The organism is Nonomuraea sp. NPDC050643 (genome assembly GCF_040654715.1).
GTDB lineage: Bacteria > Actinomycetota > Actinomycetes > Streptosporangiales > Streptosporangiaceae > Nonomuraea.
The window spans coordinates 42,879-51,657 of the sequence record NZ_JBFAIM010000083.1 but is presented as its reverse complement, the minus strand read 5'-3'; the positions used below and the strand labels follow the sequence as shown (position 1 = coordinate 51,657).

The 8,779-nt window shown below is 70.2% G+C and carries 8 protein-coding genes; 6 read left to right on the top strand and 2 right to left on the bottom strand.

Annotated elements, in window-relative coordinates:
• Positions 1-115: 115 nt before the first annotated feature.
• The 6 genes from AB0I15_RS57870 (at position 116) to AB0I15_RS57845 (ending at position 6,855) form a co-directional block, all read left to right on the top strand.
• Entirely contained in the window at positions 116-529 is a 414-nt protein-coding gene (locus AB0I15_RS57870; protein WP_358117251.1) for a fibronectin type III-like domain-contianing protein, read from the top strand.
• Positions 526-1,512, top strand: a complete 987-nt coding sequence (locus AB0I15_RS57865) for an ABC transporter permease subunit (RefSeq protein WP_358117249.1) — start codon at positions 526-528, stop codon at positions 1,510-1,512. The genes AB0I15_RS57870 and AB0I15_RS57865 overlap by 4 nt, the downstream gene beginning before the upstream one ends.
• On the top strand, positions 1,506-2,384 hold the full coding sequence (locus AB0I15_RS57860) for a carbohydrate ABC transporter permease (RefSeq protein ID WP_358117246.1): 879 nt from the start codon (positions 1,506-1,508) through the stop codon (positions 2,382-2,384). Before AB0I15_RS57865 ends, AB0I15_RS57860 begins: the two co-directional genes overlap by 7 nt.
• Before the next feature lie 36 nt (positions 2,385-2,420).
• A complete protein-coding gene (locus AB0I15_RS57855; protein WP_358117243.1) occupies positions 2,421-4,055 on the top strand; it encodes an extracellular solute-binding protein in 1,635 nt (544 codons plus the stop codon).
• 107 nt (positions 4,056-4,162) lie between these two features.
• Complete coding sequence (locus AB0I15_RS57850; RefSeq protein WP_358117240.1) at positions 4,163-4,849, top strand: hypothetical protein; 687 nt, start codon at positions 4,163-4,165, stop codon at positions 4,847-4,849.
• 17 nt (positions 4,850-4,866) lie between these two features.
• Positions 4,867-6,855, top strand: coding sequence for an alpha-glucuronidase (locus tag AB0I15_RS57845; RefSeq protein WP_358117238.1), 1,989 nt, complete (start codon positions 4,867-4,869; stop codon positions 6,853-6,855).
• Positions 6,856-7,030: 175 nt separating this feature from the next.
• Here the strand turns inward: AB0I15_RS57845 and AB0I15_RS57840 are convergent, their stop codons facing one another.
• Together AB0I15_RS57840 and AB0I15_RS57835 are read right to left on the bottom strand one after the other, a co-directional pair.
• Complete coding sequence (locus AB0I15_RS57840; protein WP_358117236.1) at positions 7,031-7,669, bottom strand: response regulator transcription factor; 639 nt, start codon at positions 7,667-7,669, stop codon at positions 7,031-7,033.
• Complete coding sequence (locus AB0I15_RS57835) at positions 7,666-8,778, bottom strand: histidine kinase (protein ID WP_358117234.1); 1,113 nt, start codon at positions 8,776-8,778, stop codon at positions 7,666-7,668. Before AB0I15_RS57835 ends, AB0I15_RS57840 begins: the two co-directional genes overlap by 4 nt.
• Position 8,779: the final 1 nt, after the last annotated feature.

The window sequence follows — 8,779 nt, the reverse complement described above, 5'->3', positions numbered from 1 at the left end:
CGGAACAGCGGCCGGAACAGCGGCCGGAACAGCGGCCGGAACAGCGGCCGGAACAGCGGCCGGAACAGCGGCCGGAACAGCGGCCGGAACAGCGGCCGGAACAGCGGACGACCCAGTGGGCGGTTCCGGGGACTGGCCGGTCGACGGCGAGGTGCGCGCCGGGATCACGGTGCGCAACACCGGGTCGCGGGCCGGCGCGGAGATCGTCCAGCTCTACCTGCACGACCCCGTCGCGCAGGTGACGCGGCCGGTGGTCCGGCTGATCGGCTACGCCCGCGTCCCGCTGGAGGCGGGGGAGTCGGCGCGCGTGACCTTCACCGTCCCCGCCGACGTCACGTCGTTCACCGGGACCCACGGCCGGCGCATCGTCGAGCCGGGCGCCGTCGAGCTGCGCTTCGGCCGTTCCAGCGCGGAGACGGCGGCGAGCCTGCCGCTGCGCCTGGTGGGCGCCGAGCGCCAGGTCGGACACCAGCGGCGGCTGCAGGCGCCGGCGCACATCGACCGCAACCCACCGGAGGGCCGAGGATGACCACATCCAAGACGCTGAGCCCGGACGCGCGCGACACCCGCGAGAAGAAGCCCGTCCGGGGCCGGCGCGCGCGTTACGGGGGCGGCTCCTGGCGGGCCGCGATCCGGCGGGACTGGCAGCTCTACTCGCTGGCGATCCTGCCGCTGCTGTTCTTCGCGATCTTCCGGTACGCGCCCATGATCGGCAACATCATCGCGTTCAGGAAGTTCGAGCCGGGCGGCAGCATCTTCGGCGAGGACTGGGTGGGTCTGCGCTACGTGAGGATGTTCCTGAGCGACCCGACGTTCTGGAACGTGTTCACCAACACGCTCGTCCTCGGGGCGCTGACCCTGCTGTTCTGCTTCCCGCTGCCGATCGTGCTGGCCCTGCTGCTCAACGAGGTGCGCAGCGTGCGCCTCAAGAGGTTCCTGCAGTCGGTGTCCTATCTGCCGCACTTCCTGTCGATGGTCATCGTGGCCGGCATCGTCATGCAGATGTTGTCGATCGACGGGCCGGTCAACCAGATCGTGAAGTCGTTCGGCGGTGAGGCCACGGCGTTCATGCAGAAGCCGGACTGGTTCCGCACGATCTTCGTCTCGTCGGAGGTCTGGCAGACCGTCGGCTGGGGGACCATCCTCTACCTGGCCGCGCTGACGACCATCAACGAGCAGCTCTACGAGGCGGCCAGGATGGACGGCGCCGGCCGGTGGCGGCAGATCTGGCACGTCACCCTGCCGGGCATCCGGCCGACGGCGATCACGCTGCTGGTGCTCAACATCGGCACGTTCATGGCCGTGGGCTTCGAGAAGGTCTTGTTGCTGTACAACCCGCTGACCTATCCGACCGCCGACGTGATCTCCACCTACCTGTACCGCATGGGCGTGGAGTCCAGCAACATGAGCTACGCCGCCGCGATCGGCCTGTTCGAGGCGCTGATCGGCGTGGTGCTCATCCTGTCGGCGAACCTGATCTCCCGTCGCACAGTAGGGACGAGCCTGTGGTAGCGATCAGCAAGAGCCGGGGCTACCGCGCGTTCCAGGTGATCAACGCCGTCGTCCTGACCGGCGTCGTGATCGTGACGCTGTACCCCTTCGTCAACATCATCGCCCGTTCGTTCAGCCAAGAGCGCTACATCATCAGCGGGCAGGTCAACCTCGTCCCGCGCGGGTTCAACCTCACGACCTACCGGATCGTGATCTCCGACCCGATGTTCTGGACCAACTACGGCAACACCGTGCTCTACACCGTCGTCGCCACGGCCATCGCGATGCTGCTGACGACGTGTTACGCGTACGTGCTGTCCAAGAAGCACCTCAAGGGCCGCACGTTCCTGATCTGGGTGGCCGTCTTCACCATGATCTTCTCCGGTGGCCTGATCCCCCAGTACGTGCTGGTCAACGGCCTCGGGCTGACCAACTCGATCTGGGCGATCGTGCTGCCCAACGCCATCAGCGTGTTCAACCTCCTGGTCATGAAGGCGTTCTTCGAAGGGCTGCCGCAGGAGCTGGAGGAGGCCGCCGCCATCGACGGCCTGAACACCTACGGCGTCCTGTGGAAGGTCGTGCTGCCGCTGTCGAAGGCGGTCCTCGCCACGATGGTGCTGTTCTACGCGGTCTCGTTCTGGAACTCGTGGTTCACGGCGTTCCTCTACCTGAACGAGACCGACCTGTTCCCGGTGACCATCTACCTGCGCAACCTCATCGCCGGGGCCACCGGAGCCGAGTCGGCCGGCGCCGTGACCTCCGAGGTGACGCAGGCCGCCGCCAACATCCAGTCGGTGACGATCATGCTCACCGTCCTGCCCATCCTCGCGGTCTACCCCTTCGTCCAGAGGTACTTCGTCTCCGGAGTCATGATCGGCGCGGTCAAGGGCTAGTCCGTTCCCCCCACCGCCTCACCAGAAGGAAATCCCATGCGCGAACTCTCCCGACGTCAGGCGCTCCTCGGCCTGGGGGCGCTCACCCTCGTGCTCGCCGGCTGCGGCGAGGACGGGGCGCCGAAGAAGGCCGCCGACGTTTCCGCGAACAAGGCGGGCGCGATGGCGAACTACGGCGTCAACCAGCAGTTCAAGGCCACCGAGCCGGTCTCGTTCGACGTGCTCTACAACAACCACCCGTTCTACCCGCACAAGGACGACTGGCTGTTCTGGCAGGAGCTGACCAAGCGCACGAACGTGACGCTCAAGGCCGTGACGGTGCCGCTCAGCGACTACGAGAAGAAGCGCGGCCTGCTGGTGGGCTCGGGGCAGGCCCCGCTCATCATCCCGAAGACGTACCACCCGCAGGAGGAGGCGTTCGTCGCCTCCGGCGCCGTCCTGCCGGTCAGCGACTACCTCGACCTGATGCCGAACTTCAAGGACAAGGTCGCCAAGTGGAAGATGGAGCCGGAGCTGGACACGCTGCGCCAGTCCGACGGCCGCTTCTACCTGCTGCCCGGCCTGCACGAGGAGATCTGGGTCGACTACTCCCTCGCGGTGCGGACGGACATCCTGGAAAAGCTCAACCTGAAGGTCCCCACGACCTGGGACGAGCTGTACACCGTGCTCAAGGCCATGAAGGCCGAGTATCCCGACCAGTACCCCATGACCGACCGGTGGGGCGTGCCCACGCCGGGCGGCAACCTGCTCAAGATCGTCGCCCAGGCGTTCGGCGCCAAGGGCGGCTGGGAGTACCAGCACGCGACCTGGGACTCCGCCGCCGGCAAGTTCGCCTACACCGGCGCCATGCCGCAGTACAAGCAGATGATCGAGTATCTGCACAAGCTGGTGAAGGAGAAGCTGCTCGACCCGGAGAGCTTCACCCAGCAGGACGATCAGGCCAAGCAGAAGTTCGTCTCCGGCAAGTCCTTCGTGATCAGCAGCAACGCACAGTCGCTGATCAACGACTACCGGGCGTCGCTGACCGAGAACAACCCCGACGCCAAGATCGCCAAGATTCCGGTGCCGATGGGCCCGGTCGGGGACTACAAGATCGGCACACGCCTCGAGAACGGCGTCATGATCTCCAAGAAGGCCCTGGAGAACAAGAACTTCGTGGCCATGATGCAGTTCATGGACTGGCTCTGGTACTCCGACCAGGGTGAGGAGTTCGCCAAGTGGGGCGTCGAGGGCACGACGTTCAGCAAGGACGGCGGCACGTACAAGCTGGCCGCCGACATCGACTTCGTCGGGCTCAACCCCGGCGTGCCCAAGCACCTGCAGAAGGACTTCGGCTTCTCCAACGGCGTCTTCGCCTACGGCGGCACCACCGCGCTGCTCAACTCCACCTTCTCGGAGGAGGAGCTGGAGTTCCAGAAGGTGATGAACGCCAGGAAGCCGTGGCCGGTCGACCCCCCGCACCCGTTCAACGAGGAGGAGCGTGAGCAGACCACGCTCTGGGAGACGCCGCTCAAGGACTACGTCACCCAGAACACGCTCAAGTTCATCCTCGGCGAGCGCGACATCAGCGAGTGGGACGCCTACGTCAAGGAACTGGAGGGCAAGAACATGACCTCCTACATCAACCTGGTCAACTCCGCCTACGAGCGGTTCAAGAAGGACCACGGCTGACCTGCCGGAGACGGCCAGGACACGAAGGACGATGACGCGGCGGTGGCCGACGGGACTCCACCGAGGTGGGACGACGACCGGCCGCTCGGACTGGGGGAGGGCGCACCATGAGCGACGTCAAAGCGGATCAGCGCTTCGGGACGGGGCCGCTCTCGCGTGCCGCCGCGCTGATCTACACCCTGCTGACCGTGGAGCTCCTCCTGCTGGTCACCTCCGCGCCCGGCCTGGCCGGGCTGATCCTGCTCGACCGGCACGCCAGCAACGTGCCGCTGGCCGCGCTCTGCCTGCTCCCGCTCGGCCCCGCGCTCTCCGCCTCCCTCTACGCGCTGCGCCACCGCCGCCGGGAGCTGACGGACCTGAAACCCGGGGTCGCGTTCTGGCGCGGATACAAGGCGAACGCCGGCGGCGCTCTGAAGATCTGGGCACCCTGGCTGGTCTGGCTGACCGTCGTCGGGACGATCCTGGGCAACTTCTCGGCCGCGGGGGTGCCCGGCTGGTGGGCGGTGCTGCTGGTGGTGTTCGCGGCGGTGTCCACGCTGTGGGTGGGCAACGCGCTGGTGATCACGTCGCTGTTCGCGTTCCGGGCGGTGGACGTGGCCCGGCTGGCCGCGTACTCGCTGGGCCGCTTTCCCGGGGCCACCCTGGCCAACCTGTGCCTGCTGATCGTGGCGGGCGGCGTCACGCTGGTCGCCACCGAGATGGTGCTGGTGCTGCTGGGCTCGGTGCTCGCGGCGGCGCTCCTGTGGAACGCCCGCCCGATGATCGCCGAGGTCCAGCAGCGCTTCACCGCCTGACGTGAGGAGTTTCCCCGATGACCATTCCCGAGCTGAACGACGTCCATCCGGCCTGGCTGCCCCCTGAGGCGTTCCGGGCGGTCGGCTCGCGCCGGACGCTCGTGGCCGGCGACGGGACGCTCGCCGAGACCGTCCGGGCCGAGGTCGCGCACGCCTGCGCCCGGTACGGCGGCGAACCCGTCGCCTCCGGCGCCGCCCACGATCTCGCCCTCACGCTGTCCCCGGACGGCGACCTCGGGGACGAGGACTTCGTGCTCGGCCGCCGGGACGGCGTCACCACGGTGCGCGCCGGCGGCCAGGCCGGCCTGCTGTACGGGTTCTTCGAGGTGGTCAGGCTCGGCGAGGCCGCGTTCGCGGCGGACCGGGCGGCGGTCCGCCACCGCCCGGCGACGCGGCGGCGTATGCTCGACCACTGGGACAACATCGACGTGCATCCCGTGATGGGCCAGGTCGAGCGGGGCTACGCGGGCGGGTCGATCTTCTGGCGGGACGGCGTCGCGCACGACGACCTGACCCGGGTGCGCGCCTACGGGCGGCTGCTGGCCGCGTCCGGGGTGAACGCGGTCGCGGTGAACAACGTGAACGTGCACGCCACCGAGGCCCGTCTGCTGACGGACCGGCTCGGCGAGGTCGCCGCGATCGCCGCGGAGCTGCGCCCGTACGGGATCCGCGTGCACCTGTCGGTCAACTTCGCCTCCCCCGTCGCGCTCGGCGGGCTGCCGACGGCCGACCCGCTCGACGCGGGCGTCCGGGAGTGGTGGGCGCGCACGACCGAGCGGGTGTACGCGACGATCCCCGACTTCGGCGGGTACGTGGTCAAGGCGGACTCGGAGGGCCAGCCGGGGCCGTTCGCGTACGGGCGCAGCCACGCCGACGGGGCCAACCTGCTGGCCGACGCGCTGGCGCCCCACGGTGGGGTGGTGCACTGGCGTGCCTTCGTCTACGACCACCGCCAGGACTGGCGCGACCGCTCCACCGACCGCGCCCGCGCCGCGTACGACCACTTCGCCCCGCTCGACGGGCGGTTCCGCGACAACGCGATCTTGCAGGTCAAGTACGGCCCCATGGACTTCCAGGTCCGCGAGCCGGTGTCCCCGGTGATCGCCGCCATGCCCGCCACCCGCCTGGCGGTGGAGTTCCAGGTGACCCAGGAGTACACCGGGCAGCAGCGGCATGTCTGCTACCTGGGGCCGCTCTGGAGCGAGGTGCTCGGGTTCCGGCCCTGGGGCGAGGCCGGGCCCGCGGTCGCCGACGTGGCGGTGCGCGGCGGGGTGGTCGCGGTGTCCAACGTGGGCGACGACCCGTACTGGACCGGCCATCCGCTCGCCCAGGCCAACCTGTACGCCTTCGGCCGCCTGGCCTGGGCGCCGGGCCTGGAGCCGGGTGCCGTGCTCGACGAGTGGATCGGGTTGACGTTCGCGGGCTGCGCCGATCCGGAGCGGCTGCGGCGCACGCTGCGCGAGATGATGGACGGGTCGTGGCGGACGTACGAGCGGTACACCGCACCGCTCGGGGTGGGGTTCATGGTCCGGCCCGGCCACCACTACGGGCCTGACGTGGACGGATACGAGTACACGCCGTGGGGGACGTACCACTTCGCCGACCGCGACGGGGTGGGGGTGGATCGCACCCGTTCGTCCGGAACCGGGTTTACCGGCCAGTATCCGGAGCCGTGGTCGGAGGTGTACGAGTCGCTCGACGACTGCCCCGACGAGCTGCTGCTGTTCTTCCACCACGTGCCGTACGGGCACGTGCTGGGTGACGGGACCACGGTCGTTCAGCACATCTACGACACCCACTTCGCCGGGGCGGAGGAGGCGGCCCGGACGCGGCTGCTGTGGGAGAAGCTGGCGGGCGACGGGCTGGTCGCGCCCGACCTGTACGCCCGGGTGCGGGAGCGGCTCGACGAGCAGGTGCGCTCGGCCGGGGAGTGGCGTGACCAGCTCAACACCTATTTCCTGCGCAAGTCGGGCGTCCCCGACGCGCACGGCCGCCCCATCCACTGACCGCGCGGTCCGGGGGTTCGCGTTGAACGGGGTGAGCCGCAGGCGGATCGAGGTGGGGGCGAGGTCCTGGATGTAGGTGGACTGGTCGGCGACGTCGTCGAAGGGGTAGCCGTGGGAGTGTGAGAGAGCGCTCTCTCACAATTCGGTTAAGTTTCTTTCCAGTAAGGGCGGGCTGTCAAGGGAGGAGTTTGTCCCGGGCGTACCCGGCGGCCTCCGTGCGGTTGCGTACGCCGATCTTGGCGAAGGCGTTGTTGATGTGCGTCTTGACGGTCGTCCCGGCGATGAACAGCCGGGCGCCGATCTCGGCGTTGCTCAGACCCTCCGCGATCAGCCGCAGCACCTCCACCTCCCGGACGGTCAGCCCGTCGGGGCACGTCGTCACCGGCTCGGGCGGCCCGCTCCGCGACAGCGCCGCCACCAGCCGCCGGGCGGCGGCCGGCGAGAAGGTGGACTGCCCGGCGGCGGCCGAGCGCAGCGCGGCGGCGATCTCGGCGCGCCCGGCGTCCTTGGTGAGGTAGCCGCGCGCCCCCGCCAGCAGCGCGGAGTCCACCGACCGGTCGTCGTCGTACGTCGTCAGCACCACCACGGCCACCCCCGGATACTCGCGGGCGATCCGCCTGGTCGCTTCGACGCCGTCCATGACCGGCATGCGCAGGTCCATCAGCACCACGTCGGGGCCGAGCGCGGCCACCAGGCTCAGGGCCTCCTCGCCGTGCCCCGCGTCGCCCACGACCTCGACCTCGTCCACCAGCCCCAGCAGGGCCACCAGCCCTTCGCGCATCGCCTGCTGGTCGTCCACCACCAGGACCCTCATTCCGGCACCACCGCCCGCACCTGCCAGACCCCGCCGGCGGGCCCCGCGACGAGCCTCCCGCCGGCCAGCGCCACCCGCTCCCGCATGCCGGACAGCCCGTATCCGGCCTCGCCCGGCGCGGCGGCCGGTCGCCGGAGGGGGTTGCGCACCGTCAGGCGGACGTCCTGGTCGCCGTACGTCAGCTCGACCGTGATCGGCCGGTCGGCGGCGTGCCGGGCCGCGTTGGTGAGGGCCTCGCGGGCCGTGCGCAGCAGGCAGACCTCCGCCGCCGGGGTGATCGGGCGGCGCACACCGGTCGTGCGCAGCTCGGCCGGCACGCCGTGATCGCGGCGGTGCTCGGACACCAGCAGCCCGAGCGCGTCCGGCAGCGGCGGTATGTCCTCACGCAGCGCGGCCACCGCCGCCCGCGCCTCGACGAGCCCCTCCCTGGCCAGCCCCCGCGACCTGCGGATGCGCGCCACCGCGCCGTCCACGTCGCCCCGCTCGGTCAGCAGCGCCTCGGCCACGTCGAGCTGCACGCCCAGCGCCCCGAGCGAGTGGGCGAGCACGTCGTGCAGCTCCCTGGCGATGCGGGCCCGCTCGTCGAGCGCCATGGCCCTGGCCCGGTCCTGCTGGGCGCGGCGGTATTGGCGCCGGTGCAGCGCGAACAGCACCGCGCAGAGCATCACCGCGGCCTGCACCGCGATGGCCGCCCGCGACGGCTGCTCGAACCAGAGCATGCTGCCCGCCATCAGCGTCAGGTCGGCCGCGGTGACGAGCGCGATGGCCGCCATGCCCGGCGTCATGTGCGCCGAGAACAGCAGCAGCATCGCGAACAGGAACACCGTGGGCGCCGCCTCGGCCGAGCCGCTCACCGCGGCCGACGCCGCGGAGCCGCCCGCGAGCAGCCCCACGGCCAGGCGCGGGAAGCGGCCGTCGAGCAGCACGAACGCCAGCCAGCAGGCCATCGCCACACCCAGCGCCGTCCACACGAGCGCGGGCGCCCGGCCGGGCGAGACCGTGACCAGCGACCACGCCAGGACCACGCTCAGCACGAACCTGGTCAGCCGCCCCGTCTCCGGGTCGTCGGCGGCCAGCAGCCGCTTGACCCGCGCCCACACCTCCCGCATG

Excerpts from the sequence above, each read along its gene's own strand:
- AB0I15_RS57855 (WP_358117243.1), top strand. The coding sequence starts at position 2,421 with ATGCGCGAACTCTCCCGACGTCAGGCGCTCCTCGGCCTGGGGGCGCTC.
- AB0I15_RS57850 (WP_358117240.1), top strand. The coding sequence starts at position 4,163 with ATGAGCGACGTCAAAGCGGATCAGCGCTTCGGGACGGGGCCGCTCTCG.
- AB0I15_RS57845 (WP_358117238.1), top strand. The coding sequence starts at position 4,867 with ATGACCATTCCCGAGCTGAACGACGTCCATCCGGCCTGGCTGCCCCCT.
- AB0I15_RS57835 (WP_358117234.1), bottom strand. The coding sequence starts at position 8,778 with ATGCGGGAGGTGTGGGCGCGGGTCAAGCGGCTGCTGGCCGCCGACGAC.
- AB0I15_RS57865 (WP_358117249.1), top strand. The coding sequence starts at position 526 with ATGACCACATCCAAGACGCTGAGCCCGGACGCGCGCGACACCCGCGAG.
- AB0I15_RS57840 (WP_358117236.1), bottom strand. The coding sequence starts at position 7,669 with ATGAGGGTCCTGGTGGTGGACGACCAGCAGGCGATGCGCGAAGGGCTG.